The 25,644-nt window shown below is 68.0% G+C and carries 28 protein-coding genes, 6 tRNA genes and 3 pseudogenes; 22 read left to right on the top strand and 15 right to left on the bottom strand.

The annotated features are described in order from the left end of the window. Positions 1–39: 39 nt before the first annotated feature. The gene (locus AB0J58_RS10575) at positions 40–528 is read left to right on the top strand and encodes a UTRA domain-containing protein (protein ID WP_364213074.1); all 489 of its coding nucleotides are present in this window, start codon (positions 40–42) and stop codon (positions 526–528) included. 163 nt (positions 529–691) lie between these two features. Here the strand turns inward: AB0J58_RS10575 and AB0J58_RS10570 are convergent. Further along, a tRNA-Lys gene (locus tag AB0J58_RS10570) sits at positions 692–764 on the bottom strand. A gap of 116 nt (positions 765–880) precedes the next feature. Between AB0J58_RS10570 and AB0J58_RS10565 the strand changes: the two genes are divergently transcribed. Beyond that, complete coding sequence (locus AB0J58_RS10565) at positions 881–1,504, top strand: 3'-5' exonuclease (protein ID WP_364213070.1); 624 nt, start codon at positions 881–883, stop codon at positions 1,502–1,504. A 49-nt stretch (positions 1,505–1,553) separates the two neighbouring features. Here AB0J58_RS10565 and AB0J58_RS10560 read toward each other — a convergent pair whose 3' ends face one another. Then, on the bottom strand, positions 1,554–2,711 hold the full coding sequence (locus tag AB0J58_RS10560) for an acyl-CoA dehydrogenase family protein (RefSeq protein WP_364213067.1): 1,158 nt from the start codon (positions 2,709–2,711) through the stop codon (positions 1,554–1,556). A gap of 119 nt (positions 2,712–2,830) precedes the next feature. Between AB0J58_RS10560 and AB0J58_RS10555 the strand changes: the two genes are divergently transcribed. Continuing rightward, on the top strand, positions 2,831–3,259 hold the full coding sequence (locus AB0J58_RS10555) for a PspC domain-containing protein (RefSeq protein WP_364213064.1): 429 nt from the start codon (positions 2,831–2,833) through the stop codon (positions 3,257–3,259). A gap of 1 nt (position 3,260) precedes the next feature. On the opposite strand, the gene AB0J58_RS10550 is transcribed toward AB0J58_RS10555, so the two are convergent. Beyond that, positions 3,261–4,556 carry an MFS transporter gene (locus AB0J58_RS10550; RefSeq protein ID WP_343963275.1) on the bottom strand — a complete coding sequence of 432 codons (1,296 nt, stop codon included), beginning with the start codon at positions 4,554–4,556 and terminating at the stop codon, positions 3,261–3,263. 168 nt (positions 4,557–4,724) lie between these two features. Then, entirely contained in the window at positions 4,725–5,066 is a 342-nt protein-coding gene (locus AB0J58_RS10545) for a metallopeptidase family protein (protein WP_343963276.1), read from the bottom strand. A 44-nt stretch (positions 5,067–5,110) separates the two neighbouring features. On the opposite strand from AB0J58_RS10545, the gene AB0J58_RS10540 reads away from it, so the two are divergent. The 4 genes from AB0J58_RS10540 (at position 5,111) to AB0J58_RS10525 (ending at position 7,073) form a co-directional block, all read left to right on the top strand. Further along, on the top strand, positions 5,111–6,625 hold the full coding sequence (locus AB0J58_RS10540) for a metallophosphoesterase (protein WP_364213061.1): 1,515 nt from the start codon (positions 5,111–5,113) through the stop codon (positions 6,623–6,625). Between the two features lie 92 nt (positions 6,626–6,717). Further along, a tRNA-Glu gene (locus AB0J58_RS10535) sits at positions 6,718–6,790 on the top strand. Positions 6,791–6,896: 106 nt separating this feature from the next. Continuing rightward, positions 6,897–6,971, top strand: a tRNA-Asp gene (locus tag AB0J58_RS10530). A 28-nt stretch (positions 6,972–6,999) separates the two neighbouring features. Next, positions 7,000–7,073 (top strand) — tRNA-Phe (locus tag AB0J58_RS10525). A 507-nt stretch (positions 7,074–7,580) separates the two neighbouring features. On the opposite strand, the pseudogene AB0J58_RS10520 reads toward AB0J58_RS10525, so the two are convergent. Beyond that, positions 7,581–7,706 (bottom strand): annotated as a pseudogene (locus AB0J58_RS10520) (hypothetical protein); the annotation flags it as partial. Positions 7,707–7,780: 74 nt separating this feature from the next. On the opposite strand from AB0J58_RS10520, the gene AB0J58_RS10515 reads away from it, so the two are divergent. From AB0J58_RS10515 to AB0J58_RS10500, 4 genes are all read left to right on the top strand, one after another. Next, positions 7,781–8,041 (top strand): type II toxin-antitoxin system prevent-host-death family antitoxin, encoded by a 261-nt coding sequence (locus AB0J58_RS10515; RefSeq protein WP_364213058.1) that lies wholly within the window; start codon positions 7,781–7,783, stop codon positions 8,039–8,041. After that, positions 8,026–8,433 carry a PIN domain-containing protein gene (locus AB0J58_RS10510; protein WP_364213055.1) on the top strand — a complete coding sequence of 136 codons (408 nt, stop codon included), beginning with the start codon at positions 8,026–8,028 and terminating at the stop codon, positions 8,431–8,433. Before AB0J58_RS10515 ends, AB0J58_RS10510 begins: the two co-directional genes overlap by 16 nt. A 112-nt stretch (positions 8,434–8,545) precedes the next feature. After that, a tRNA-Phe gene (locus AB0J58_RS10505) sits at positions 8,546–8,611 on the top strand. A 113-nt stretch (positions 8,612–8,724) separates the two neighbouring features. Continuing rightward, on the top strand, positions 8,725–9,519 hold the full coding sequence (locus AB0J58_RS10500; protein ID WP_364213052.1) for a barstar family protein: 795 nt from the start codon (positions 8,725–8,727) through the stop codon (positions 9,517–9,519). Here the strand turns inward: AB0J58_RS10500 and AB0J58_RS10495 are convergent. After that, positions 9,430–9,852, bottom strand: a complete 423-nt coding sequence (locus tag AB0J58_RS10495) for a tyrosine-type recombinase/integrase (protein WP_364213049.1) — start codon at positions 9,850–9,852, stop codon at positions 9,430–9,432. The two genes, AB0J58_RS10500 and AB0J58_RS10495, sit on opposite strands and share 90 nt — an antisense overlap. Positions 9,853–10,006: 154 nt before the next feature. Continuing rightward, positions 10,007–10,512 (bottom strand): annotated as a pseudogene (locus AB0J58_RS10490) (DinB family protein). A 6-nt stretch (positions 10,513–10,518) separates the two neighbouring features. Between AB0J58_RS10490 and AB0J58_RS10485 the strand changes: the two are divergent. The 4 genes from AB0J58_RS10485 to AB0J58_RS10470 all read left to right on the top strand — a co-directional run bounded on the left by AB0J58_RS10485 (position 10,519) and on the right by AB0J58_RS10470 (position 14,022). Then, positions 10,519–10,719, top strand: a complete 201-nt coding sequence (locus AB0J58_RS10485) for a hypothetical protein (RefSeq protein ID WP_364213046.1) — start codon at positions 10,519–10,521, stop codon at positions 10,717–10,719. A 105-nt stretch (positions 10,720–10,824) separates the two neighbouring features. Next, positions 10,825–11,640, top strand: a complete 816-nt coding sequence (locus tag AB0J58_RS10480; protein ID WP_364213043.1) for a hypothetical protein — start codon at positions 10,825–10,827, stop codon at positions 11,638–11,640. After that, a complete protein-coding gene (locus AB0J58_RS10475; protein ID WP_364213040.1) occupies positions 11,637–12,014 on the top strand; it encodes a GntR family transcriptional regulator in 378 nt (125 codons plus the stop codon). Before AB0J58_RS10480 ends, AB0J58_RS10475 begins: the two co-directional genes overlap by 4 nt. 361 nt (positions 12,015–12,375) lie before the next feature. Next, positions 12,376–14,022, top strand: coding sequence for an alpha/beta hydrolase (locus tag AB0J58_RS10470; RefSeq protein ID WP_364213037.1), 1,647 nt, complete (start codon positions 12,376–12,378; stop codon positions 14,020–14,022). A 343-nt stretch (positions 14,023–14,365) separates the two neighbouring features. On the opposite strand, the gene AB0J58_RS10465 is transcribed toward AB0J58_RS10470, so the two are convergent. The 3 genes from AB0J58_RS10465 to AB0J58_RS10455 all read right to left on the bottom strand — a co-directional run bounded on the left by AB0J58_RS10465 (position 14,366) and on the right by AB0J58_RS10455 (position 15,755). Further along, positions 14,366–14,494, bottom strand: a complete 129-nt coding sequence (locus AB0J58_RS10465) for a hypothetical protein (protein WP_364213034.1) — start codon at positions 14,492–14,494, stop codon at positions 14,366–14,368. Between the two features lie 98 nt (positions 14,495–14,592). Then, complete coding sequence (locus tag AB0J58_RS10460; RefSeq protein WP_364213032.1) at positions 14,593–14,994, bottom strand: VOC family protein; 402 nt, start codon at positions 14,992–14,994, stop codon at positions 14,593–14,595. Positions 14,995–15,005: 11 nt separating this feature from the next. Continuing rightward, positions 15,006–15,755: an ArsR family transcriptional regulator gene (locus AB0J58_RS10455; RefSeq protein WP_364213025.1), complete on the bottom strand. Its 750-nt coding sequence runs from the start codon at positions 15,753–15,755 to the stop codon at positions 15,006–15,008. 117 nt (positions 15,756–15,872) lie between these two features. Between AB0J58_RS10455 and AB0J58_RS10450 the strand changes: the two genes are divergently transcribed. Both AB0J58_RS10450 and AB0J58_RS10445 read left to right on the top strand, forming a co-directional pair. Then, a complete protein-coding gene (locus AB0J58_RS10450; protein ID WP_364213022.1) occupies positions 15,873–16,022 on the top strand; it encodes a hypothetical protein in 150 nt (49 codons plus the stop codon). Further along, positions 16,022–16,126: pseudogene (locus AB0J58_RS10445) on the top strand (chromate transporter); the annotation flags it as partial. The gene AB0J58_RS10450 and the pseudogene AB0J58_RS10445, both read left to right, overlap by 1 nt. A 318-nt stretch (positions 16,127–16,444) precedes the next feature. Here AB0J58_RS10445 and AB0J58_RS10440 read toward each other — a convergent pair. Next, on the bottom strand, positions 16,445–16,888 hold the full coding sequence (locus AB0J58_RS10440; RefSeq protein WP_364213019.1) for a DUF1801 domain-containing protein: 444 nt from the start codon (positions 16,886–16,888) through the stop codon (positions 16,445–16,447). A gap of 179 nt (positions 16,889–17,067) precedes the next feature. On the opposite strand from AB0J58_RS10440, the gene AB0J58_RS10435 reads away from it, so the two are divergent. From AB0J58_RS10435 to AB0J58_RS10425, 3 genes are read left to right on the top strand one after another with little or no spacing between them, the layout of a single operon-like run. Beyond that, positions 17,068–17,502: a helix-turn-helix transcriptional regulator gene (locus AB0J58_RS10435; protein ID WP_343972847.1), complete on the top strand. Its 435-nt coding sequence runs from the start codon at positions 17,068–17,070 to the stop codon at positions 17,500–17,502. Between the two features lie 20 nt (positions 17,503–17,522). Continuing rightward, a complete protein-coding gene (locus AB0J58_RS10430) occupies positions 17,523–17,936 on the top strand; it encodes a VOC family protein (RefSeq protein ID WP_364213016.1) in 414 nt (137 codons plus the stop codon). A gap of 45 nt (positions 17,937–17,981) precedes the next feature. Next, entirely contained in the window at positions 17,982–18,782 is an 801-nt protein-coding gene (locus tag AB0J58_RS10425) for a VOC family protein (RefSeq protein ID WP_364213013.1), read from the top strand. A gap of 295 nt (positions 18,783–19,077) precedes the next feature. On the opposite strand, the gene AB0J58_RS10420 is transcribed toward AB0J58_RS10425, so the two are convergent. Continuing rightward, on the bottom strand, positions 19,078–19,710 hold the full coding sequence (locus tag AB0J58_RS10420; protein WP_364213010.1) for a TetR family transcriptional regulator: 633 nt from the start codon (positions 19,708–19,710) through the stop codon (positions 19,078–19,080). Between the two features lie 213 nt (positions 19,711–19,923). Here AB0J58_RS10420 and AB0J58_RS10415 point away from each other — a divergent pair, with 213 nt between their 5' ends. Continuing rightward, a complete protein-coding gene (locus AB0J58_RS10415; RefSeq protein ID WP_364213007.1) occupies positions 19,924–21,579 on the top strand; it encodes an FAD-dependent oxidoreductase in 1,656 nt (551 codons plus the stop codon). A gap of 215 nt (positions 21,580–21,794) precedes the next feature. On the opposite strand, the gene AB0J58_RS10410 is transcribed toward AB0J58_RS10415, so the two are convergent. The 3 genes from AB0J58_RS10410 to AB0J58_RS10400 all read right to left on the bottom strand — a co-directional run bounded on the left by AB0J58_RS10410 (position 21,795) and on the right by AB0J58_RS10400 (position 25,011). Then, entirely contained in the window at positions 21,795–22,721 is a 927-nt protein-coding gene (locus AB0J58_RS10410) for a hypothetical protein (RefSeq protein WP_364213004.1), read from the bottom strand. A gap of 182 nt (positions 22,722–22,903) precedes the next feature. Next, positions 22,904–23,644, bottom strand: a complete 741-nt coding sequence (locus AB0J58_RS10405; RefSeq protein ID WP_364213001.1) for an HAD hydrolase-like protein — start codon at positions 23,642–23,644, stop codon at positions 22,904–22,906. Between the two features lie 170 nt (positions 23,645–23,814). Further along, entirely contained in the window at positions 23,815–25,011 is a 1,197-nt protein-coding gene (locus AB0J58_RS10400; protein WP_364212998.1) for a hypothetical protein, read from the bottom strand. Positions 25,012–25,493: 482 nt separating this feature from the next. Here AB0J58_RS10400 and AB0J58_RS10395 point away from each other — a divergent pair. Beyond that, a tRNA-Phe gene (locus AB0J58_RS10395) sits at positions 25,494–25,556 on the top strand. The last annotated feature ends 88 nt before the right edge of the window (positions 25,557–25,644 follow it).

Raw genomic sequence — 25,644 nt, 5'->3', positions numbered from 1 at the left:
GTATCGCAACCTGCAAGGGGGCGCCCGTTCGCCGCGGACATGGAGCGGCAGGGGCGCCGCGGCAGTTGGGACTACGACTCCCGGACCGTCGTCGCACCGGCCGACGTCCGCGAGCGACTCGGCCTGGCCGATCCTGGCGACGGCCGGCCCGATGTCATGCGCACCGGCTACGTGTTCAAAGCCGACGGGCAGCCGGTCATGCTGAGCACCAGTTGGGAGCCGCTTGAGGTGACCCGCGGTACGGCGGTCGTCGTCCCGGAGGAGGGGCCGCACGGCGGTCATGGCGTGGTGGAGCGGATGCTCGCGATCGGCGTGGTGGTCGACGGCTTCGTGGAGACCGTCGGCGCGCGGCTGGGCACGGCGGAGGAGTGTGCTCGTCTGGAGCAGCCGCCCGGCAGTGTGATGATCACGGTCGATCGCCGGTATCCGGCGGGTGATCGGGTGGTGGAGGTGGCTGACATACTGCTGCCGGCCGACTTGTTCCTGCTCGTCTACAGCGGCCCGGTGGGTGTGATCGACGAGAAGTAGGCGTCAGGTGCGGGCGCGAGCCTCCGTCGCCACGGCGGGGGTTTCATTGCGCCCGGGGCTCGGCTGACTTACGGATTTCCGCGAGGTTCCGCAATCCCTTCAAGCTGTCACCGGGCCTGACCTGGCGATCATTAATCGATCGTTTCGCCAGGTCAGGCAGCGGTAGGGCGCCTGGGACTCGAACCCAGAACCTACGGATTAAAAGTCCGCAGCTCTAACCATTGAGCTAACGCCCCGCAGGTGACAGCGTACCGAGGATAGTGTCCACTAACGTCCGTCGCCAGGCCTATTCGCGGTCACCTGTTTGCGGAACGGCAGGTGGAGGGCGGGAACGGCTCCTAGAGTGGCGGGCATGACGAGCTCGGGGCTTGAGCCCGCCCGCAGCGCACATGTCTCCACGCGGCAAGGGTATGTCGTGGTCGACGTGGAGACCACCGGTTTCTCGCCCTCCAGGGGCGACCGGATCTGCGAGATAGCGCTCGTCTCGCTGAACGCCCAGGGCGAGACCGTCGACGAGTGGCACTCGCTGGTCGATCCGGGGCGCGGCACCGGGGCCGTGCACGTCCACGGCATCACCGGCGCGATGGTCGCGGGCGCGCCGATGATCGAGGAGTTGCTGGACGAGGTCTGGCAGCGGATCGCCGGCCGGGTCCTGGTGGCCCACAATGCCTCCTTCGACCTGCGCTTCCTGCGGCACCTGCCCGGCAGCGAGTGGGTGACCGAGACGCTGTGCACGCAGCGGCTGGCACCGGGCTTCATCCCCGACGGCCGGTGGACGCTCGCCGCCTGCTGCGAGCGCGCGGGTATCCCGCTCCTCGGGGCCCATGCCGCGCTGGCCGACGCCCGCGCCGCCGCCGAGCTGTTCCGCTTCTACCTGCGTACCGGAGTCTCCTGGGCGGAGAAGCTGGAGCGGGCCGCCCAGGCCCCCGAGTGGCGCCCCTGCGGCCTGCCCCAGCGCCACCCCCGCCGGAGGTAGCCCGAACGCGCCGGACCCGGGCCCCTCGGGCGTACGCGACGCGGAAGCGTCAGCGGTAGGCGGGGATGCCGGTCAGAGCCTCACCGAGCACAAGCGTGTGGATCTCCTGGGTGCCCTCGTAGGTCAGCACGCTCTCCAGGTTGTTCATGTGCCGGATCACCGGATACTCCAGCGTGATGCCGTTGCCGCCCAGGATGGAGCGTGCCTGGCGGGCGATGTCCAGGGCGGCGCGGACGTTGGCGAGTTTGCCGAAGCTGACCTGGCGGGGAGTGAGGGTCCCCGCGTCCTTGAGGCGGCCCAGATGGAGCGCGGTGAGCTGTGACTGCCCCAGTCCGACATAGGACCAGGCGAGCTTCTCCTGGGTCAGCTGGAAGCCACCGATGGGCCTGCCGAACTGGATACGGGAGGTGGAGTAGTCGACCGCGGACTCCAGGCAGGCGCGGGCCGCCCCCACCACGCCCCACAGGATGCCGAAGCGCGCCTCGGACAGGCAGGACAGCGGGCCCTTCAGGCCGCGCACCCCGGGAAGTACGGCGGAGGCGGGCAGGCGGACGTCGTCGAAGTAGAGCGACGAGGTCACCGAGGCCCGCAGGGACATCTTTTTGTGGATCTCCGGGGCGGTGAAGCCGGGGGTGTCGGTGGGCACCACGAAGCCGCGGACGCCGTCCTCGGTCTGCGCCCAGACCACCGCGACGTCGGCGATCGAGCCGTTGGTGATCCACATCTTGGCGCCGTTGAGTATCCAGTCGCCCGAGGGGTCCAGCTTGGCGTGGGTGCGCATGCCGGCCGGGTCGGAGCCGTGGTCGGGCTCGGTCAGGCCGAAGCAGCCGATCGCGTCGCCCGCGGCCATCCGGGGCAGCCACTCGTCCTTCTGCTCGGCGGAGCCGTACTTCCAGATCGGAAACATCGCGAGCGAGCCCTGCACGGAGACGAACGACCGCAGCCCGGAGTCTCCCGCCTCCAGCTCGCGGCAGGCCACCCCGTACGAGACGGCGTCGAGGCCCGCGCAGCCGTGCCCCTGAAGGTGCATGCCCAGCACGCCGAGCGAGCCGAGCGCCGGGGCGAGCTCGCGGGCGGGGAAGACGGCCTCCTCGAACCAGTCACCGATATGAGGGAGCACCCGGTCCGCGACGAAGTCCCGCACGGTGTCGCGGATGAGCCGCTGCTCCTCGGAGAGCGTGTCGTCGATACGCAGGAGGTCGTCCATGGGTTTTCCTCTCTGTTCGGCCCTGTCAGGGTATTGCCGGGACGAACAGGGTGGATGTCAGGGTTGCGCCAGGGGAAGTCCCGATGTGATGAGGACCCGCCACGGGGCAGTCTTAATACATGAACGAAAACGACTTTTCCGGCGTCAAGCAGCTCCGCAGAACCAGGGACGGGCGCATCGTCGCCGGCGTGGCCTCCGGCCTCGGACGCTACGCCGGAGTGGACCCCAACATCATCCGTGCGGCCCTCGCCATCGCCACCTTCTTCGGTGGTCTCGGGGTGGCGATCTACGCGATCGGCTGGGTGCTCCTGCCCGAGGAGAACAAGGACAGGTCGGTCCTCCAGGACCTGATCGATAAGAACAAGGACAACCCGATCTGGGTGGACGCCAAGACCAAGGCCGAGCAGGGCTGGGCCAAGGCCACCAGCCAGCACCGCGCTCCGCACCAGCAGGCCCCCGAGTATCCCCCCTACCAGGCTCCCCAGCCCCCTTCGGCCCCGTACGGCACGGTGCCGCCGCGTAGCGACGACCCCCGCTCCCAGGGGTGAGTCAGGAGTTCGCCTCGGCGCGAACCCTCTCGATGATCTCCTTGCGGGATCCCCTCCAGAGCACGGCCAGCGCGACCGCCACGGCGAGTCCGGTCGCGCCGGCCAGTGCCACCACCATCTCGGGGCCGAGATGGTCGGCCGCGGCCCCGCCCACCAGGATCCCGACGCCCTGGGAGGCCAGCAGGCCCGACTGGACCAGCCCGAATGCCTGCCCCCGCCGCTCGGCGGGGACGCACTGCACGAACGCGGCGTTGGCCGCGAGCTGGTAGGCCCCGCCCAGTCCCGAGGCGAACCAGAGCAGCAGCACCACGGGCAGCGGCGGCCGTGCCGCGCACAGGATCAGCGGCGCGCAGGTCAGCATCGCCATCCAGCCCATCGACCGCAGCCGGTTCGACGGGCTGACGTAGCGGCTGAACAGGAACGCGCCGACGACGGTACCGGTGGGCATGGCACCCATCAGCAGACCGGTGACCAGGGAGAGCTGCTGGGGGTTTCTGGTCAGCTCACCGGCGTACGGGGCCGCGATCCCCTCGGGGAGCACGTAGAAGCCGCAGAGCCAGGCGAAGAGCACCAGCGTCCGTAGCCGGGGGTCGCCGAAGACCAGCCTGGCGCCGGCGCGGGTCATCGTCCACATCGAGGGCCGGTTCTCGTCGGCGGAGATGGGGGCGGGACGCCTCCGTACACCCGAGACGATGATGAGCGCGGAGGCCAGGTAGGTCGCCGCGTCCAGGGCGAGCGCGCGATACGGCCCCATTCCCATGATCAGGAAGCCGCCGGCGGCGAAGCCGAGCATCTGCGCGCCCTGGTTGGTCATGTTCTGCAGGGCGGAGCCCGCGACGTAGCGGTCGCCCGTGAGCAGCTCCGGCAGCAGCGCCGCCCGCGCCGCCGAGAACGGCGCGCTGAGCAGCACCACGCAGAAGACCAGCACGCACAGCATGGCGAACGAGGTGCCGGGGATCGCCATGAGCGCGACCAGGAGGGCCCTGAGCACGTCACAGACGAGCATGATGCGCCGTCGGGCGTGGCGATCGGCGAGTCCCGCGAGGAGCGGCCCGCCGATGATCGGTGGCAGGTAGGTCAGGGCGTAGACCGACGCCGTGGCCAGGGGTGAGTCCGTCCGCTCGAAGACCAGGACGGACAGCGCCACCCGGGAGAGCTGGTCGCCGAGCAGGGAGAGCCCCTGGCCGATCCAGAGCGCGCGGAACTCGCCGATGGCGATGACCTCGCCGTAGGTCGCTTGGCGTTCCGCCGGACGGCGGTGCCGCCCGGGTGGTCGGCCGGACTTGGTCGCCGCCATAGGACTCCGCTGAGCTCGCAGGCACACTGACTGTGGGTGTTCACTGTGTAACCTACGGTGCCTGCTGTGGGGCCGACGCGCAACCGAAAGCAATCAAGCGCATGCAAACCGTAATGATAAGCTGTGATATTTCAGGAACGGTGGTTTTGATGTGTTGTGCAGGGCTAGTTACCAGCCCAGCTCGTGCAGCCGGTCATCGTCGATGCCGAAATGGTGGGCGATTTCGTGCACGACCGTTATCTGCACTTCCTCGATGACCTGCTCCTCGGTCTCGCAGATCGAGCAGATCGGCCTGCGGTAGATCTCGATCCGGTCGGGTAACACTCCTGCGTACCAGCCGCCACGTTCGGTGAGGGGAATGCCGGTGTAAAGACCTAGAAGATCTGGCTCGGGTGGGTCGTCGACGACGACGAGCACCACGTTGTCCATCATTTTTGTCAGCGCGGGGGGGATGGTGTCCAGAGCCTCGGCCACGAGCTCCTCGAACTTCTCCCGCGAGATCTCGATCACACCTGTCATTCTGCCCCGGCGATCCCGGGGCGAGGTGGAGGCCCATGAAATTCGCTGATTGGACCCAGAGGACCCGCCGGCTCGCCACCGGTCGCGCGGGCAGGCGGATCGCCCGCGGTACGGCCGTCACGGCCGTCGCACTGGCGGGTGCGTGGCTCGGCATCATGCTCGGCGGGGCCGTACGGTCCAATGTCGGTCCGGTGGAGCTCGGCATGTCCGCCGAGCCCTCGTGGACCGGGGAGACCGTGCTGGACGCTCACCCTTTCGGCACACTTCTGTTCGACACGCACAACGCCCCGGTCGGCCTCCGGGTGACCCTGGAGAACATCAACCCCGACCGGGCGCGCGGGTTCCTGGACGACCCGAGGTTCTCCGCGGACCGGCTCCCGGCGCTCCTGGAGGAGGAACTGGGCAACGGGGTCAGGACGCTGATCATGCGCGCCGCCTTCTGCGGCCTGGCGGGGGCCCTGGTCACCTCTCTGATCGTCTTCCGCCGCCCAGGACCCGCCCTCGCGGGCACGCTCGCCGTCGCCGTCGCGATCGCCGGCACGGGCACTGCCGTCGCCCTGACCTTCCGGCCGGACTCCGTGGTGGAGCCCAAGTACACCGGCCTGCTGGCCAACGCGCCGACACTGGTCGGCGACGCCGAGTCGATCGTGACCAGGTTCGAGTCCTACCGGGTCCAGCTCGCCAAGCTCGTCAACAACGTCTCCCAGCTCTACGACGTCGTCTCCGCGCTGCCGGTCTACGACGCCGACCCCACCTCGATCCGGATACTGCACGTCTCCGACATCCATCTCAGCCCCATCGCCTGGAACCTCATCCGCTCGATCACCACCCAGTTCAAGATCGACGCGATCGTCGACACCGGCGACCTGACCGACCACGGCACCGGCCCCGAGGACAAGTTCGTCGAGGAGATCGGCACCTTCGGCGTCCCGTACGTCTTCGTCAGGGGCAACCACGACTCCATGACCACCCAGCGGGCCGTACGCAGGCAGAAGGGCGCGGTCGTCCTCGACGACTCGGCCAAGACCGTGGCGGGGCTGCGCATCTACGGCCTGGGCGACCCTCGGTTCACCCCCGACAAGTCCGTCTCCGTCGACTCCAACCTCGAATCCCTCGACGCGCTGGGCCGCTCGCACGCCGCCAAGCTGGCCCGGCTCCCCAAGCAGGTCGACCTGGTCGCCGTCCACGACCCGACGATCGCCAAGGGATTCTCCGGCGCGGCCCCGATGATCCTCACCGGCCACTCGCACGAGCGATCCACCGAACTGCTGCCCTCCGGCAGCCGCCTCCTGGTCCAGGGATCCACCGGCGGCGCCGGGCTGCGAGCCCTCGAACACGACGAGCCCACCCCCGTCGCGGCCTCGGTCCTGTACTTCGACGCCGACACGCACCGCCTGCGGGCCTGGGACGACATCACCCTGGGAGGGCTCGGTGAGCAGTCGGTTCAGATCCAGCGTCACGTTGAGACCGAGCCTGGCCGTACAATTTCTCCTGTGCCGACGATCGCCCCGTCTCCAACGGGGTCCATCACCGTCACACCGACGCCGTAGGCCGGAAAGCCGCTTTGGCAACGGGGCAAAAGTCCCCTATGCTTCAGAGGTCTCCAGCGGAGCACGGCGAAGGAACGGGACGCGAGTCCCGAGCCCCCATCGTCTAGTGGCCTAGGACACCGCCCTTTCAAGGCGGCGACACGGGTTCGAATCCCGTTGGGGGCACCGGCAGAGCCAAGGCTCGCCAGGGAAACGGAAGGTCGAAGACCTCCGAAGAACTGGTAGGCTGGCAAAGCCAGAAAGGCCGGGGACAAAAGCCCCAGCCAAGCAAGGTCCTGTAGAGCAGTTTGGAGTGCTCGCCACCCTGTCAAGGTGGAGGTCGCGGGTTCAAGTCCCGTCAGGACCGCTCAGGTAGGTGTTCGATCCACCACCAAGGTCAGGTAGCTCAGTCGGTACGAGCGTCCGCCTGAAAAGCGGAAGGTCGGCGGTTCGACCCCGCCCCTGACCACACTGATTGAGCAGCACAAACGCCCCGAGCGAACATCGTTCGGGGCTTTTTTGATCTCTGATGACAGCAACGTCTCCGCTGCTTCGAACCCCCCAGGTTTTTCGTGTCCTGGACGATCCCGCCCAAACGCAGGATCATGAGAATGTGAGCAGGACGGACAACACAATGCCGCTTCGCTTGCAGGAGCAGGATGGCCGCCGCTTCAGGCACGATATGGGCGGGTCCTATTCGGGCATCGGTGAGGATGCCAACCTGGCGGAGCGCAAGGCCCGGCAGCGGATACGACTCACATTGCTGTGCGGTGAGGAACCAGAGCCGACCAGGCATCGCCATTGCGAAAAGTGGTGCTATTAACGGGCGTCGGCAATGAAGCGTCCCGGAGGACCTCTGGGACACTTTATTCGTGTACGTGCGATGTCCGCCGAGGGCGTTGCGCTTGTCGTCGAGGGAGACGTGAGTGTAGATGGTCATGGTCACCTCGATGTCACTGTGGTCGACGATGTCGCGGATGACCTGGGGCGGCACGCCGAGGTTGAGCGGCAGGGCAACGCAGGTGTGCCGGAGGTCGTGAAAGCGCGTCTCGCCGAGGCCGGCGGCCTTGCGGATACGGAAAAAGTCGCGAGCCCTGTTCATCTATGACCCAGGGTGTCCGATGGCCGGTAAGAACGATCAACGAGCCCCCGTTAAAAATCAGATAGTCTGATTTCATGAAGGTGATGACTGCTACCGAGGCATCTCGAAGCTTCGCGGTCGTTCTGGACGAGGCCGAGCGAGGGGAGACGATCGTGGTCACTCGGGGAGGTAAGCGGATCGCGGTGATCGGTCCCGCGCCCACGGCGCCGGGACGTATGGTCAAAGCCTTCCTGGCCAGAGCTGCGGGGACGCTGGACGCCGATTTCGAGGCCGATGTCGCGGCGGCCCGGGAGGCCGTCGACGACGAGATGAGGAGCACGTGGCCCGACGCCTGATCCTGGACACCGGCGTATTGATCGCGGCGGAGCGGGGCAGGGCCTCCGTGGACGCGGTGATCGGGGATGCCGACGATGTGGCGGTCGCCGCGATCACCGTGGCCGAGCTGCTCGTCGGCGTGGAGCTGGCGGATGAGGCGCGCCGTCCCGGGCGACAGGCTTTCGTGGATGAGGTTCTGGGGTTGATTCCGGTTGAGGAGTACACGGTGGACGTCGCCAGGGTTCACGCTCGTCTTCTGGCGCATGTGCGCCGGTCGGGAAAGACGCGGGGAGCGTACGATCTGCTGATCGCCGCGACGGCGGCCGCCACCGCCAGAATCCTGATCACGATGGATTCGTCCGCCGCGTTCGACGACCTGCCCGGCGTCCGGGCGCAGGTCGTTCCCCGCTGAACGCCGACGGCGATCTTGACGGCAACGTTCACCATGGTCAACTGCTTCATCAAGTTCGTCGGTGGTAGGGACGTCGGCAGCCGTCCACAGCCTTCTGACCTCGTAGCTGTTGAGCGGAGCAGGGTGATCGGTCCGCCTGAAAAGCGGAAGGTCGGCGGTTCGACCCCGCCCCTGACCACACTGATTGAGCAGCACAAACGCCCCGAGCGATCATCGTTCGGGGCTTTTTTGATCTTCAGTGACAGCAACACTGACAGCAACGTCATCCGATTACCGGTGAGCGTGAGACACGTGGATGATGTCCAGCCGAAGTTCCTCCTGATTGACGCAGATGAGCAGATCTGCGGCTCCTGTATTGATGCCGAAGGCGTCTTCGTCGAGGAGTCGGAGGACGACGAACTTGGGACCGTCGAAATCCTGGGTTGCCTTCCCTCCCAGCGGATGCGTCACTACCTCAGCGGGTCCAAGCGCTACCGCCGGAGGAATCCGCTGGGGCCGGGTGCGCTCCGGATACTCGATACGGCAGGGAATTCGCTCGCGGAGTTCCGGATGGGCGAGATCATCAATTGGCGGCCCTCACCGCTCGGCCGTGAACGGGTGGACCTGGTCGCCCGCTGTGGGGACTACGTCCCCTCCTCTCGTACGCGGCATGTCTGGGAGCGCTGGCGTACGGCCAGGCCCGACCGGATCAATCAATGGGCCGGCTACACGGGGGCGGACAGAGAAGAGTGGCTGACCATCGTCTTCCACAACAGCCGCTGGCGGACAGGTCACCCCGATCGCTCATCGGGACGCACTTACGGTCTCGACGGAACACACGTCACCGACAAAGTGAGCTTCTACCTGGCGATCGGGGAGGCGGTCAACGGGCCGGGTGGTTACTTCGGTTGGAATCTCGACGCGCTGAGCGACTGTCTGTGTGGGGGTTTCGGGGCGGAGGCGCCTTTCACGCTGGTCTGGCACCGTTCGCATATTGCTCGGGAATCTCTCGCCTTCTCATTCGAGGGAGCGGGTGCCGACTCGACTTACTTCGATGTCATCCGCACCGTCTTCGAGGAGCACGAGGTGGATGTCGTACTGAGGTGATCCTCTGTCGCCCGGATGTTCACCACTCTGCGGGCCGATCCGGGATTGTCGTCTAACGGTGTGATGCCCCGTCCTGATCTGAGGACGGGGCATCAACGGTCGGTTGATTCGACCTAGGGCGTCTCCGAGCTTGCCGAGGGTATTGCGCTTGTCGTCGAGGGAGACGTGGGCGTAGATGGTCATGGTCACCTCGATGTCGCTGTGGTCGACGATGTCTCGGACGACCTGGGGCGGCACGCCGAGGTTGAGCAGCAAGGTCACGCAAGTGTGGCGGAGACAAGGCAGGCAGGCTACCCGCGACCGTCGCGTCAATGGGGCCGTCAAAAGGTCCACGAGCCGCGTGAAGAGACTCCCAATCGGTGAGGATCAAGGTAGCGGCTATGAGCACTATGAGGGCCGCGAGAACGATACATCGTTTGCTGAGCACGGCCGCGATGACTTGGTCCAGGTCGTCTGGATCGGCCGAGTTCGTCCGGCGAGATGACGCTCAGCTCTGGCGGGTGCCGTCGAGGCTCTCGCGGATGATGTCCGCGTGTCCGCCGTGGCGCGCAGTCTCTTCGATCATGTGGAACAGGACGTGCGCACGTTGCACTCGATGATGTCTTTGCGCGCGCAGGGACTGTCAAGATCCATCGAAGCCGCGATGGCGCGGGACTCCTCGATCTGCTCCCGGTAGTACGCGACCCAGTGGTCCACTGTGTCGTTCTCGTCGACCATCATGTCGGCGTCGCGAGGGTCGGTTTTGACGGCGGGCCAGTTCTCGGGGAGCTCGCGTCCGGCCATGATGACTTGGAACCAGCGGCGCTCCCAGATCGCGGCGTGCTTGATCAGCCCCAGTAGTGACAACGAACTCGCGGTCGGTGCCTTTCGCGCCGTAGCATCGTCGAGCCCTTCGATCGTCAGGAGCAACCCCTCGCGCTGGTAGTCGAGGAAGCCTTCCAGGGCCTCGCGCTCCGAGGTGTACGCAAATATCGCACCCTTGTCATCTGACATGCGTGGATGCTAACAGCGGCGATCGGTGCTCACGGCGGCGCGGTGCTGGTCAGGGCCAATGAAGAGGCCGCCGACGCCACGGCCGGGTGGGGGCGCACACTGCCGCGGTGCATCTTCGAAATCACCGCCACCAGGGAGGAGATGCCCGAGGCGGTGACGACGCCGGCCGCCGTCCACTTGATGGTCCACGGCGACGGCCGCCGCTGAGCCGGGGCTCGCGCCACCGGAACGACGAGAGCCCAGGAGGCATTGACTTTGTCGCAAAGTATGACGCAACATAATGCTACAAAGCTTGCGACAAAAGGAGGCGCTATGACCCGTGAGCCGTTACCGGACGACGGCCCGCCGGCGCGTGCGACCGATCTGCGACTGGCGAGCGCGTGGCTGGCCCGGCACGGCCTGGCCGACGCCCGCCCGACCCCGCTGCTCGCCGGCCGGCTAGCGGTCCGCAGCCGCGCCCGCCTGGCCACCTACGTCATCCTGGCCACGCTGATCATCGTTAGCGCGCTGGCCGCCACTTCCGCTTTCGGCGACCTCCAGCCGTATCGCCCGCTGCCGCTGCTGGCCTTGGCCGCGTCGGTGGCCGGGCTACTGCTGGCACAGTCGCTGCTCGACCGGTGGGTGCGACGCGTCGACCAGCGGGCGGGCGCGACGCTGTCGCGCAGGGCCGCCCATCCGATCCAGCCCGGCTGGCGGACCGTGCTCGGCCGGCCGTACGCCGTTTTCGCGGTCGTGACGTTCGCCGGTGCGATGGTGTTGGCAGGCAGCGCCCTGGCCGTTCCCGACCCCACCGTGCGGCAGCTGGCCGTCGTCGTGCTGATCGGCCTGCTCGGCGCGACGGGCATCACCGCCCTGCAGCTGCGCCACCTGCTACGGCACCCGGTCGTGGCGGAGGACGAGGAGTCGCTCACCGCCGACGTCATCATGCGCGTCGAGGACGCCCGCGAGCTCACCACGCCGAACGTGCAGTGGTCGCTGCCCATGGTGCTGCTGTTCGGCGCCGCGCCCGGCTGGTGGGGCGCCGCTGCGGTCGCCTACGTGATCCTGAGCATGGTCGCCCTCGTCGCGCTCCGCTTCAGGACGCCGCCGAGCGCGACGGTGGCCCGACAGGTCATGAGCGTCCGATGATCGTCATCGACGCGACCTCGCCGGTGCCGCCGTTCGAGCAGCTACGAGCCCAGCTCGCCCGGCAGATCCAGGACCGCACGCTGGCCGTGGGCGCCCGGCTGCCGACCATCCGCCACCTCGCGGCCGACCTCGGCCTGGCCGTCAACACGGTCGGCCGGGCCTACCGGGAACTGGAGGAGGCGGGGCTGATCGAGACACGCGGGCGGGCGGGCTCGTTCGTTTCGGCCGCCGGCGAGGAGAGCCGGGAGCGAGCTCGCCGGGCCGCCGCCGACTACGCGGCCGTGATCGCCAGCGTCGGCATCGACACGGGCGAGGCGATCCGCATCGTACAGGCGGCTCTGACGTCCGGCGCGGCAGCACCGGCCTCGTCATGACCGCGACCCGGCCGCGGGGGTCACATCGTCGAACGCACGACGTCGGTGTAGTGGCCGATCAGGCCCCGTGACCTGCTGAGAGCGGTCGAATCACGGGTGGCGGTGGCGGACGTTATCTCCGCCGGCCGTCAGGCGCACGGGAATTCCCGTGGAATCGGTCGTTTTCCCGGCCGACTCTCATCAAGGCGGCGCTCCGGATCGTTGGACGAAGGGCGTCACGGGTGGCGTCCGCCTGCTCGACTCCCACCGCGAACCACGGCCCCTGTTTCTCCGCGTGATCAAGCGAAGAGTCTCATGTACCCGGCGGTGCCGATTTCACAGTCATTGAGAAAGCAGCTGTTCCTTTCGAAAAGGGGTATCAGTGCGATCAAATCTGACATCGTTCATCGCCGTGGCGACGGTGGCCATCGTGGCGGCAGGTGTGCCCACGTCGGCCGAGGCCCGGATCGGCACGCCGGAGTCGGCGGTGGCCGAAGCCAGGGGAGCGGCTCCGGTTTGGGGCGAGTGCTTGCCGGTGGAATCCGGCGGCGTCTCGCGCGACCCACGCCAGCAGTGCGCGACGTTGCAGGTGCCGCTGGACTACCGTGCCCCGCGCGGGCGGAGCATCGAGATCGCGATCTCCCGGATCGGCACGGCGCTCCCCGGGGCGCGTCGCGGGATCCTGCTCTCCAATCCGGGCGGCCCGGGCGGTAGCGGCCTGGACCTGCCCAGCCGGCTGGCGGTCGTACTGCCGCGCGAGGTCCTGGATCGGTACGACCTGATCGGCTTCGATCCGCGCGGGGTCGGCCACAGCACCCCGGTCACCTGTGGCCTCGATCTCATGAGGCAGTTCACGCTGCTGTTGCCCTACCCGGGGCCGGATGGCGGCATCGGGCGCAACGTCGCCTTCGCACGGGACACCGCAGCCGCGTGCGCCGAGTATTCCGGCGATCTGCTTCCGTTCATCACCACGGCCAACACAGCCCGGGACATGGATCGCATCCGAGCCGCACTCGGTGAGCCGAAACTGTCCTACTTCGGCCTCTCCTACGGCACCTATCTGGGAGCCGTCTACGTCTCGATGTTCCCGGGACGCGCCGATCGGATCGTGCTGGACAGCGCCGTCGATCCGGACCTGGTGTGGCGGGACATGTGGCGAACCTGGAGCCAGGCGATCGCGGTGCGCCTGCCCGACCTGCTGGCCTTCGCAGCCGAGCGGGACGCCGTCTACCACCTCGGCGCGACACCGGACGAGGTGCGGCGCACCTACGACCGGCTGCTCGCGGCCCTCGACAGGCGGCCCCTGCCGAACCCGGGCGGCCCCGTGTTCGACGGCAACGCACTGCGCGAGATCACCCGAGTGGGGCTTTACCTCGACGGCGACCTCCCTTTCATCGCCGAGTTCTGGCAGGAGCTCACGGCCGCCGTCTCAGGATCCACCGTGGACCCCGCCATCCTGAGGCGACTGGACCGGCTGGGCTCTGTCGGCAGGGCTGCCGACGGCGCCGTCGGCGGCAATGGCACCGGGACGGCGCAGATACCGGCGGACAACCGCGTCGCCGCGCTCTACGCGGTGCTCTGCGACGACGTCGCCTGGCCGCGCAGCGTGGCGTTGCACGCCCGGCAGGTCGCAGCCGACCGGCAGGTGTGGCCGGTGACGGCGGGCATGCCCTCGAACCTCTGGCCGTGCGCGGCGTGGTCCACCCGACCGGCGGAGCCGCCGGTGACGGTCACCGGTCACGGGCCGCGCAACGTGCTGATCCTGCAGAACACCCGCGACCCGGCCACGCCCCTGGCGAGCGCGCGCGGCCTGCGCGCCGCCCTCGGGCGGCGGGCCGCCATGATCACGGTCGACCAGGGCGGCCACGGCGTCGTCGGGCTGGGCAGCTGCGCCGACGAGGCGATGAGCTCCTTCCTAGCCACCGGGGCACTGCCTGGGCGGGACCGCTTCTGCCCGGCTCCGTCACCGGCCGACGCCGCCGCCCGCTCCACGGCCCTGCCGTACATACCTTCTGTGGGTCCGTTGTAGGGCCGTTGCCTGTGGACTGCCGTGTGCCGGTAGATCGGAGGGGCGAGCAGGGCGGGACCTTGCCAACGCGGGTGCTGACGGCGCCCTGAGACGGCGGTAGACGCCCAGAGGCGCTGATCACGGTCAAAGACGTTCTCACCAGGTGCGACGAGACGTCGGTGGACGATCTGGTTTCGACTACGGATCAGGTGATCAGGGTTGAGGCCGTGACGATCGCTGACTTCGGTAGCCACCGTTGGCTGCCGGGGTGATCGACGCCAAGCCCCTCCTTCGTCGGGACTTGCCACCGGTGACCATGGTTGAGGTGACAGCAGCCCTGACAGCAACGTCCCCGCACATGGACTCACTCCGGCTCCATGGGGGTCCCGCGTAGGGACGGGAAGACCAGGCCGTGCTCCTTCCAGCAATCGGAGCGTTCGGTGAACTGCTGCTTGCGGTGCGCCGGTTGCCCGCGGCGGTGAGACGAGCTCATGCCAATGATCGCCGCAGTGAGCCGTGTTCGACGCAGTCCGATTCTGCTCGTGTGCGGGCCGATCGGGAACGGGGAGCGCGGCAGGTGGCGAATCAGGGTCAAGCTGGCAGGCGGCTGGTTGGAGTGGGGCCTGGTTCGAACAGCTCGACGAGGTTGCCGGCGGGATCGGTGAGCAGGATCTGGCGTCCTCCGGGGCCGGCGACCACGTCACTGCGGAATGGCAGTTCGGCCTTGCGGAGCCGGTCGATCGTGGTGTCGAGGTCCTCGACGATGAGGTGGATGCGGTTTCGGCCGGCGGGGGTGCCCGAGGGGGTGGCGCGGGCGCCGGAGCTGGTGGGTCCGGATAGCAGCAGCCGCAGGGGACCACGGACCACGTCGGCGAAGGCGGGCGCGGCGTCCAGGTGCAAGGTGAAGCCCAGGTGGGTGGTGTAGAAGTCGATCGAGGCGCGCACGTCGTCGACGAGGTAGCGGACGCCGGCGAGCTGATCGGGTGCGGTCATGGCAGGGCCTCCTAGGGGGTCAGGACCGGAAGTAGGTGGCGGACACGGGTATCGATCTCTGCCGCGGTATGGACGAAGGCGCGGTGGGCGTCCTTCTGGGCGGCCTTGGGCGCTGCGGGGTCGGGGATGCTCCAGTGGATGCGCCGGGTGCGGCCGCCGAAGTCGGGGCAGACCTCGCGGACCTTGTCGCACAGGCTGATCACGTAGTCGAAGTGGCGGTCGGTCATGGTCGCCAGGGATCGTGGGCGCTGTCCTGTCAGGTCAATGCCGTAGCCCTCGTTTAAGGCCTGCACAGCATGGGGGTGGAGCTGCGGCCGGGGGTGGCTTCCCGCGCTGGTGACCTCGACGTGGTCGGCGTGGCGGCGGAGCAGGGCTTCGGCGATCGGCGAGCGGGCGCTGTTGCCGGTGCAGGTGAACAGTACGGCGGGCGCAGGTCCCGTATGGCGTGGCGGCGGGGTGGGGTCGGGGTAGAGCGCCGGATGCAGAGCGGCGCCGGCATCGGTCAGCGCCTGAGCGCAGCGTTCCAGATCCAAGTGGTAATAGGTGTCACGCGCATCCGCGCTGCTGCGGCGCGCGCTCACCAGCTTGCCGCCGCGTAGCAACCGCAGATGGTAGGAGAGCAGGTTCTGCGGCTGACCGATCAGCTCCACCAGCTCACGCACCCGATAGTCGCCGGTGGCCAGTTCGCTCAGCAGTCGCCACCGCACGGGGTGTGCGGCCAGTTGTACGAAGTCTGGAACCACTTGAGCGGGGGATGCCATGACGTGATAATACATCAAACGAATTTGACGTATTGGACTCGCCGTGCGACCGCGGGCCCTCGTCTCACCGACCTGGCTGCGGTCCGGCGGATCCCCAAGGCCGAGGAAAGAGCGACAGTGGCAGATGAGAGCGAGGTCGGCGATCGGAGCGGTGATCCCGAACCAAGCGGCGGATCCTGGCGTACGACGCTGGAGGTGGCGCTGCTGTTCCTCACGCTGGGGACAATCGCCTTCGGCGGGCCGGCCGCGCACACCGCACCGCGCTGATGCGCGATGAGCTGGTACGGCGACGCGGTTGGGTCAGTGACGAGCGTTTCGTCGACCTGATGGACGCCGCCAACCTCATTCCCGGCCCCAACTCCACCGAACTGGCCATTCACCTGGGTTTCGACCGTGCCCGATGGCGTGGCCTGCTGGCCGCGGGGTTCTGCGCCGAGCACGTCGTTCACTCGAAAGCGGGGAGGTGCCGACCGCTGTCCCGACCCGGAGCGTGTGACCGGCGTCCTCCAGTTCGGCCGCCACCGCCACCTGGTGAACCGCGACGTTGGCCGGTTCGAGCTCGGGGTTGTAGGTGTCGCGCCCCTTTTCCGGCCGCCCGGCGACCTCACGAGCCCGCGCCCATCAGGCACGCTGCCAGGCGAAGTACGGCGTCGGCTCCCGGCCTCGCTGACTACCGTCGAGGCGGCGCCTCAGCTCACGGCCTTCTTGACGAGGGCGGTGATCGTCTTCGCGACTTCGTCGCTCAACTCGGTCACAGCGAAGGAGGTGGGCCACAGGCCGCTGTCGTCGGCGAGCTTTGCTGCGGAGGTGAAGCTGAAGGTTGAGTAGGGCTCTTTGTCCGTGTTCCCGCTACGGAAGAAGCACACAACCTTCCCTTTTCTGGCGTAGGCCGGCTGTCCGTACCACAGCTTCGGCGACAGCTCTGGGGCGTTGGTGGTGACAATGGCGTGGATGCGTTCGGCCATCGTGCGGTCCGACGGTTCCATCTCCGCGATCTTCGACAGCACATCGAGTTCCTCGGCGGCTGCCTTGTTGCCACGGCCGCGGTTCGCCTCCTTCCTCAGTTCCGCGGCGCGCTCCTTAATGGCGGCATGCTCTTCCTCGGAGAAACCGTCCGTGCTTTTCTTGCTCACCGCTGTCACTCTCCTCGTCGTCATCGCTGTGAAGTGGTTGTGACGCTAGCCGTGCCGCGAAGCCGGCGCTTCTCGATTCTTGATCGATGCTCGCCCCGCGCTTCCGGGACGCACCTCGTCGCACGGGCCCACACTGCCGGCTGTCGCCCGCGCGGCAGGCGAGGTGGAAGATGGTGCGTATGGGTCTCGGGCGTGCGGAGGCGCAACGGTTGCAGGACATCGCCGTGATCCGTCGTGTCCGGGACCGGATCGATCGTGAGTACGCCAAGCCGCTGAACCTTCAGGCGCTGGCCGCTGGGGCGCATATGTCGGTCGGGCACCTGAGTCGAGAGTTCCGTCGCGTCTACGGTGAGTCTCCGTACTCGTATCTGATGACCAGGCGGATCGAACGGGCGATGACGCTGCTGCGCCGCGGAGACCTCAGCGTCACTGAAGTGTGTTTCGAGGTGGGTTTCTCCTCACTGGGCACGTTCAGTACGAGGTTCACCGAACTGGTCGGCGTGCCGCCGAGCGTCTACCGGCGTGACCATTCCCAGGCCGCAGCGGGTATTCCGCCGTGTCTGAGCAAGCAGGTGACCAGACCGGTCAAGAATCGAGAAGCCCGCGCCCGGTAGTCATGCGTAGCGTGCCGGGCATGAACGTCACCATTCAGCACGCCTTCCTCCCGCACACCGACCCCGAGACCGCTCTAGGTTTCTATCGCGACATCCTGGGCTTCGAGGTCCGGGCCGATGCCGGCTACGAAGACATGCGCTGGATCACCGTCGGCCCGGTCGGACAGCCCGGCACCTCCATCGTGTTGCACCCGCCGGCGGCCGATCCGGGCATCACCGATGAGGAGCGCCGCACCATCTTGGAACTCATCACCAAGGGCGCCTACACCGCCGTCACACTGGCCACCGACGACCTCAACGGGCTGTTCGACCGTCTGCAGGCCGCAGGTGCCGATGTGGTCCAGGAACCCATCGACCAGGACTACGGAGTCCGTGACTGCGCCTTCCGTGATCCCGCCGGCAACCTCATCCGCATAACCAGCGCATCCGCCTGAGCCGACCCGCACGACTTTCACACTGAAAGCACGAAAGGACCACCGATGCCGCTCTCTGTCGACATCATCACTCTCGGTGTACCGCAGGTAGAAGCCGCACGTGCCTTCTACACGTCCGCGTTCTCAGCCACGGCCACGGACGACGACCACACCGCCGGCCTCGACCTTCACGGCACCGGGCGGCTCGCCCTCCGCCAGATCGACGCGCTCGCCACCGACTCCAGTACGGACCCGGCGACCTTGGGTTTCCGTGGCTACGTCCTGTCCTCCATCGTCAACCGGCCCGCCGAGGTCAAGGCCCTTCTCGATGCCGCCACAGCCAAGGGCGCGACGGTCGTCAAGCCGGCGAGGAAGCAGTTCTTCGGTGAGTTCACCGCCGTCTACCAGGCACCGGACGGGGCCGTGTGGAAGCTGACCGCGGCCTCCAAGAAGGACACCGATCCCGTCCCCGACCCGCCGAAGCCGATCGAGACCGCCATCTACCTCGGCGTCGCCAAGCCGATGGCATCCAGGGCGTTCTATGAGACGCTGGGCATGAGCGTCAAACATGACTACGGCGACAAATTCCTCGACTTCGCCATCGCCGACGGCGTGTGTCGGCTGGGCCTGCTGCCACGCAAAGCCCTTGCCAAGGACGCCGGCGTCGACGAGCACGGTGACGGCTTCTCGGCGCTCGTACTCACCCACATCGCCGCTTCCCGTGACGACGTCGACGCTCTTCTAGCCGCCGCGGACTCTGCCGGCGGCCGGGTCACCGCCGCAGCGGCCCGAACCGACCGGGGTGATTACGCCGGGCACTGCACCGACCCCGACGGCTACCACTGGAGGATCAGCACACCCGGCTGACCGCAACGGGTCGCTCGGCAGCCGGGATCCGGTAGGCGCGAGCTGCGTGCCCACCCGATCGCCATGGCCTGGTGTACCCGGCAAGGCCGGGCACCGCGCTACGCCAGGCGGGGCCGGGCCGAGGAGGTCACGGAGGTCCTGTGACATCAGGTCGGGGGGTGACGTGGCGGTGCGGGTAAGCATCGGCGCCTACCGTGCGATCCAGTTCGACGAGCGCCGCGAGCAGGTGACAGGTTGAACCGCGGAGCACTCGAATACCGGACCGGCGTACCGCACCCCTGGCCGGGCCCTCGCTCTATGGCGGATCGAGTCCCAGGAGCCGGGCGAGGACGGCGAGCTGCTCGGCGTAGTGGTGGACGAACTCGGGAGCGCGGGGATCGACCCGGCAGACGCCCTCGATGACGTGCGGGAGGCTGGTAGTGGCCATGGCGGCGGCGACCAGCATGATCGTCAGGCAGGCCGGGTCCATCTCGGCGGGTAGCCGGCCTGCTTCTTGCTGGGCGCGGACCTGGTCGATGAAGCGCTGCAGCCGCTCCGCGCGGGGTGCCTGGTCGGGATCGTCTTCAGGGCCGGTGTACTCCAGGCCGCCCCAGGCCAGCAGCCGGACACCGTCCGGGTTGTTCAACGCCTCCAGTGCGTACCGGCGGATCTGTTCGGGCAATGGCGTGTCGGACGTGACCAGTTCGCTTTCGCGCTGCCGCCAGCGTTCCGAGATGGCCTGGTACAGGCCTTCCTTGCCGTCGAAGTAGTACCAGATCAGCTGTTGGTTGACGCCGGCCCGGGCTGCGATCGCGCCGGTCCGGGTGCCCGCGAACCCGTGGGCGGCGAACTCGGCCGCCGCCGCGTCCAGGATGAGCTTGCGGGTGCGGTCCGGATCGCGCTGCCGCTCTTGCGGCTTGGGCGAGCGACGTGGCTTCGACGTGGACACGCCACGATCATAGTCGCACTCAAGACAATCAACTGAACACTCCTACTAATCAAGCATCTACTTGACACAGTGGAGTGAACGGTTGATCGTAGCTTGGGGAGTTCAGTCGACGCGGTAGTCACCGCAAGGTCGTTACGGCCGCCGCAGGTCCAGACCTGACGTGATTCGTCCGTTTTGCGCGGTGAAACAGAAACAGACAGGAGATGGCAAACGATGGCCGCACCGCACGACCACACCACCGCCGTGCTCATCGTGGGAGGAGGCATCACCGGCCTGTCCACGGCGCTGTTCCTCGCGCGTCTTGGCATCCGCCCGATACTGGTCGAACGGCACCCGTCCACGGCGATCATGCCGCAGGCGCGGGCGTTCAACCCGCGCTCGATGGAGATCTACCGCGCCGTCGGCCTGGAAGAGGAGATCCGCACCCGCACCTCGATCCTGGCCGACAGGCCGGAGATGATCGGCGCGGACACCCTGGTCGGCCAGGAGCGCTTCCGCATCGATCTGCTCGCTCACGTCCGCCCGCCACAGTCGCTCAGCCCCACCGACTGGGGACTGATCGACCAGGACGAGTTGGAGCTCGTCGTGCGCGCCGCCGCCGAGCGCGGCGGCGCCGACGTGCGGTTCGGCGCCGAGCTGGTCTCCTTCGACTCCGACGGGGACGATGTACGGGCCATCGTGCGGGATCTCGGCAGCGGTGCCGAATACCACGTTCATGCCGACTACCTCGTCGCCGCGGACGGCAACCGCGCGGGCATCCGTGACCGGCTTGGCATCGGCGTGGACGGCCCCGGAGTCCTGGGCCATGCCGCGCACTTCCTCTTCGATGCCGACCTCGGCGACGCGCTGCGGGGACGCGGGTTTCTGCTCGCCTACTTCGACCAGCCGACGGCCGGCACGGCCCTGGCGCCGTTGCGGCAGGCCGGACGGTGGATGCTCGGGGTGCCCTTCCAACCGAGGCAAGGTGACAGCATCGAGGACTTCACCGAGCAGCGCTGTGTCGAACTGGCCCGTCGCGCCGTGGGAATCGCGGACCTGGACATCACGTTGGTGCCCCCCGTACCCGGCTGGAGCCGGAAGCCGATGGATGTCAGGCTCGCTGCGTCCGTGGCCCGCCGATACCGGGCCGGCCAGGTGTTCCTCGTCGGCGACTCGGCCCACGTCTTCCCCCCGACAGGGTCCTACGGCGCCGGCACCGGCATCGCGGACGCGCACAACCTGGCGTGGAAGCTCGCCGCCGTCCTCAAGGGCCAGGCAGGACAGTCGCTGCTGGACACCTACGAGAACGAGCGCCGACCGGTCGCGCAGGTCACCCTGGACCAGGCGATGCGGCTGCTGAACGCCCGTCACGAAGGAACGGCGGACGATCTCACGGCGATCGAGGACCTGACCATGATCTTCGGATACCGGTACGACTCCGCAGCAGTCCGCGTTGAAACCTCCACCCCGGACGAGCCGGTCGAAGACCCTCGCGAGCCCAGCGGGCGTCCCGGTCTGCGCGCACCGCATGTATGGCTGGACCGGGCTCGGACGAAGTTGTCCACGCTCGACCTGTTCACCGGTGCGTTCACCGTCCTGGTCGCCCCGGATGGCGGGGACTGGACGGCGGCGGCCAGGACGGCGGCGGCATCGCTGGGCGTCGAGCTGGACATTCACCATATCGGTGTCGAGCTCCACGACCCCGAGGACCGATTCCTGGACACCTATGGCATCGCGAGCACCGGCATGAGCCTCGTCCGGCCGGACGGATTCGTCGCCTGGCGCGCCGGTGTCCTGGCCCAGCAGCCGGAACACGAGCTGCAGCAGGTTCTCACCCAGCTGCTCGCCCGGGAACACATCGACCGCGATCGCTTCGACCGCGATCGCTGAGCCAAGGGCGGAAGGTCGCAGCGGACGGTCAGCCCGGACACCTGCTCGGACCTGCTCGGCGAAGGTCTTTGCGCCGCAGTCGTCGTTGCCGCACCAAACCCGCCGTACCCGCACACGGCGGCCCGTCCAGCGAGAACCGGTGAAGTACCAGGTGAGGGCATCATGACGGTCGCCATGCGCTCAAGATCATCAGGGTTCGCCCGCATGGTCCATTGTCAAGATGGGGCGAGGCGGAGGATCTGGTCGCGGACGGGGTCGCCCAGGTCGGCCTGGAGCAGGCCGTTGTTGATGGCGGGGGCGCAGTTCATCGAGATCGTTACTGCGGCGGCCGGTCCTTGCGGATAGTCGAATACGAGCCGGATGCCGCGTTCGTTGGCGCCGCCGAGTCCCTGGCATGTGTTCTGGCTCGGCAAGGTGTCCAGAGAGTTCAGTGTCGCGGCCAGCGCGCGGGCGACGTCCCTGCCATGCCGTTTCCGGTAGGGCGGCCTCACGTACGTGGCGTCCCTGCACACGGTGAGTCGGCCGGGTCGTCCGGGAACCATCAGCTCGTCCTGACCTCGGCGGTCGCCGGGGCCTCGGCAGGGGTCGTCCGGCGGTACGGGCCGCCAGATTCCGTCCTTGTAGGCGGTGGTGATGGCGGGCCCGGCGTACGAGTTGCTGCTGACAGTGCCGTTGGTGGTCCTCACGCAGCGATTGACCTCCTCGGCGCTGCCCACCCACAGGGCGCGGCCGTCGGGGTAGGCGAACCGGATGAGGTAGTTGGTCATCGGTCCCCCCATCGCCGTGCATGCCCGACCCGCGTCGGCGGTAGTCACCGGGAGGTATGCGAGGTCACCGGCCATCGCCGCCGCCTGGTCCGTGAGCGTTCGCGAACCGGCCAGTCGCTCACCACCCGGACGCGTGTTGTCCCCGGGATAGGCGCAGATGAGAGCCTTCACCGGTGAGCCGGGGACGAGTGACTCCTCCACGCCGTCGATGTCGGCGGCGGTGGGTACCCAGCCGCCGATGTCGTCGCTGCCCCAGCGTTGCGGGCAGGTGGCCGGTACGGGCGATGACTCGCTGATCGCTCCCGAGAGCACCACGGCCGCCGCGCACACCCCGGCCGCCGTCAGGCCGAGACCGATCGAAGTGGAAAGCCTCACAGTCCATAGACGTCGATTCCCGGCCGATCGGTTCGCTTCGCCGGTCCCTGTCCGGGAGCCGGATGAATGGGGTGAGGTGCAAGGCTGCCCGTAAAGCATCAGCCGAAGTAGGACAGGCGGTCCCGTACAGGTGATCTCATACGGGTAGGTCGCTCCCCATGGTGACGTTGGAGGGGGTCGCACTACATGGGTGATGTTGTGATGCCCTCATTGATGGGGACCGTGGCGACGGCGTCGGCCAAGTGGGGCAGGGACGAGACGACGACCGAGCCGTTGATCTCGGTCATGTGCTTGCGGCTGTCACGCAGGCCGGCGACGCCGATCGCCCGGGTGCCGAGGTCCGCCGCGATCATCATCGCCCGGACGGAGGCGCCGACCACGGCGCATTCGGCGGGTTTCACGGCCAGTGCCTTTCTCGCCCGTCGTACGAGGGCGGTTCCCATCGATCCGCTCGAAGGACGGTGATGCCGGTACCCGATGACCGGTCCCACCAACTGCCGCAGCTCGTGCCGGTCCAGATAGGACTCGATGGTGGCGGAGTAGCGACTGCCCACCACGGCGACGCTCCTACCACCGGCCTGACAGGCCAGCAGAGCCTCGCGTACGCCGGGCGTGGGAACGGCCGTGGTGACCGCGGTCGTCTCGGCCGCGCGCAGGATGTCCTCCGCCTCGTCGCCGTGGGCGGCACTGACCTGGTGGGCGTAGGCCACCAGCCACAGCGGACTGGTCGCGGTGAGGAAGGCGATGCTGTCCAGCAGCGGCGCAGGATGTGGGGCCGGGAGGCGCGCGCGGATGTCGTCGGTGATCGCCGACGTGTCCACACCGGCGAACAGGTCGCAGATCACGCTGTCGAAAACGAACACCATGGCGCGGGTGCGCTCCAGTACTCGCGCGACATGGGGACGTACTCGCGTGGCAGGCAAGCGGGAACCTCCTGGCCATGATGTCGCAGCCGTCCTGGTGCGGCGCCGTACGAAGCGGGTTTTCTTCCTGATGACGGAAGGTATCAACACGAGGCCTGATGCCTGCCATGCACGTCACGCTTCAGATGGCCGCTACCGCGGCTCACGCGGTGATCGGCTTGATCGATTCGTCAGCCGGTCGCGATGGCGATTCCCGGGAAGGCGGCGGTTGCGTTGCTCCACGGCGCGTAGTACAGCCGCCAGGAGCAGACGCGGCCGGTGGGGACGTAGCCGGTGCAGGGCACCTGAGCGCCGGTGTCGATCAGGGAGATGACCCCCACCGCGTACTGCCGGGTGGTGCCGGACGGTTCGGGAGTCTCCACCGGGCCGCCGCTGTCGCCCTGGCCGGCCGCGTTCTTGCGCGTCGGATTCTCAAGAAGGGCCAGGCCGTAGAGCGCGCTCTCGGCAAGGTAGATCGTGACGTTGGTCATCTTCACCTGGCAAAGGCAGACGGTGCCCGAGTAGGCGCCGGAGGTGCAGAGCCACATGCCCACGTAGGAGGCGGAGGTGCCGACGACCGGGTTGCTGAACTCCGGCGATACGGTGCCGGGGTTGTTGTTGTAGACGCGGCCGGCGGTGCTCGCGCGGATCAGCATCACGTCGCGGCTGGTGTTGGCATAGGTGATCGGGCCGATCACCTGGCCGGTCGGGTCGGTGGCCGTCTGCCCGATGCTGCCGCAGTGGGCCGCGGACAGCATCCAGCTCGTCCCGCCGGCGGTGACGGCGAAGCCCGTCGAGCAGCCGCGGCCGGTGCCGGTGGTGCGCCAGGCCGCGCCGCCCAGCCAGGGCGCGGCGTCGTCCCAGCGGCTGGCCGGGGTCGGTGTGACGCCGGCCTCCACGGTGACCGGTACCGCCGAGCCGGCGACCCTCGAGCGGGTCAGGCCGTAGGCGGCGCCCGAGACCGTCAGGCCAGAGCCGTCGACGTTCGGCGCGATCGAGGTGATCGCGCCGCCGGAGGTGCGGCCGAGACGGTTCATCTCGCTCTCCAGCTCCCGGGCCGAGTAGGCCGCGGGCAGGACACTGACCGGGACGTCCCGGCGCAGTCGGCCGACCAGGTCGTCGATGCGCTCGGGGGTGTCTCCCTTCCAGTAGACGCGCAGTTCGCGGTTCTCCGGCGCCGCGATGATGCCGGCGAACCCGATGTCGCCCTGCGTCCTGACGGCGGCGGTGACGCGGTCTGCGGCCTTGACCAGCTTCTCCTGGGTGGCCACCAGGTCCTTCCAGGAGGCGAAACCGCCCGGGACCTCGCCGGCCGGCTCGATGGCTCGGGTGATGGCGTTCTCGGGGGAGGCGGGAGCGGGGGCCGCGGTGGCCTGGATGGCGCTCATCGCGACCAAGGCGAGGGCGACTCCCAGCGCCACTGCCGGACGACCGGCGGATCGTGAGGCTCTTGCGGTGATCGGGGGGATTTTCACCGGATGCTCCTCTGTGTTTCACTTGCGGGGATACGTCTGATATTTCATGAATTTACGGCGCGATCAATGTCTTGACATGTGTTTTCAGAGTGGTAAATCGATGAAGTCAGACAATATCGTGTTGGGATTCCGGCCTCGGGTTTAGGGCCTGTTACGCATCTCCGTCTGGCCGTTCGGGAGTTGAGGTCGCCCGGTTCGGGGCCGGCCCGAGGCTTCCGCCTGCCCGGCCATGCCTCGGCCGTTGATTTCCAAGATGACCGGAAAAGAGTCCTATAGCGAACCGAGCGGAGCGGTGACGCCCACACTGAAGATGAGTGACGCGGTCACCGGCAAGGCGGCCGACGGGACGTACGCGCCCAAGGCGGATGACGTCATCGCCTTTTCGCCCCCGAACGAGCGGAGCAGGCTGATCGCGCCGCCTGAAAAGCGGAAGGTCGGCGGTTCGACCCCGCCTCTGAGCGCAGCGGCTGAGCAGCACGAACGCCCCGAGCCGATCACGGCCGGGGCTTTCTTGGTTCTGGTCGACGGCGGCGCTGCCGGCAGGGC

The organism is Streptosporangium sp. NPDC049644, assembly GCF_040675205.1.
Classification (GTDB): domain Bacteria; phylum Actinomycetota; class Actinomycetes; order Streptosporangiales; family Streptosporangiaceae; genus Streptosporangium; species Streptosporangium fukuiense.
The sequence above is the reverse complement of the archived record's forward strand: the minus strand, read 5'-3'. Positions and strand labels throughout refer to the sequence as shown.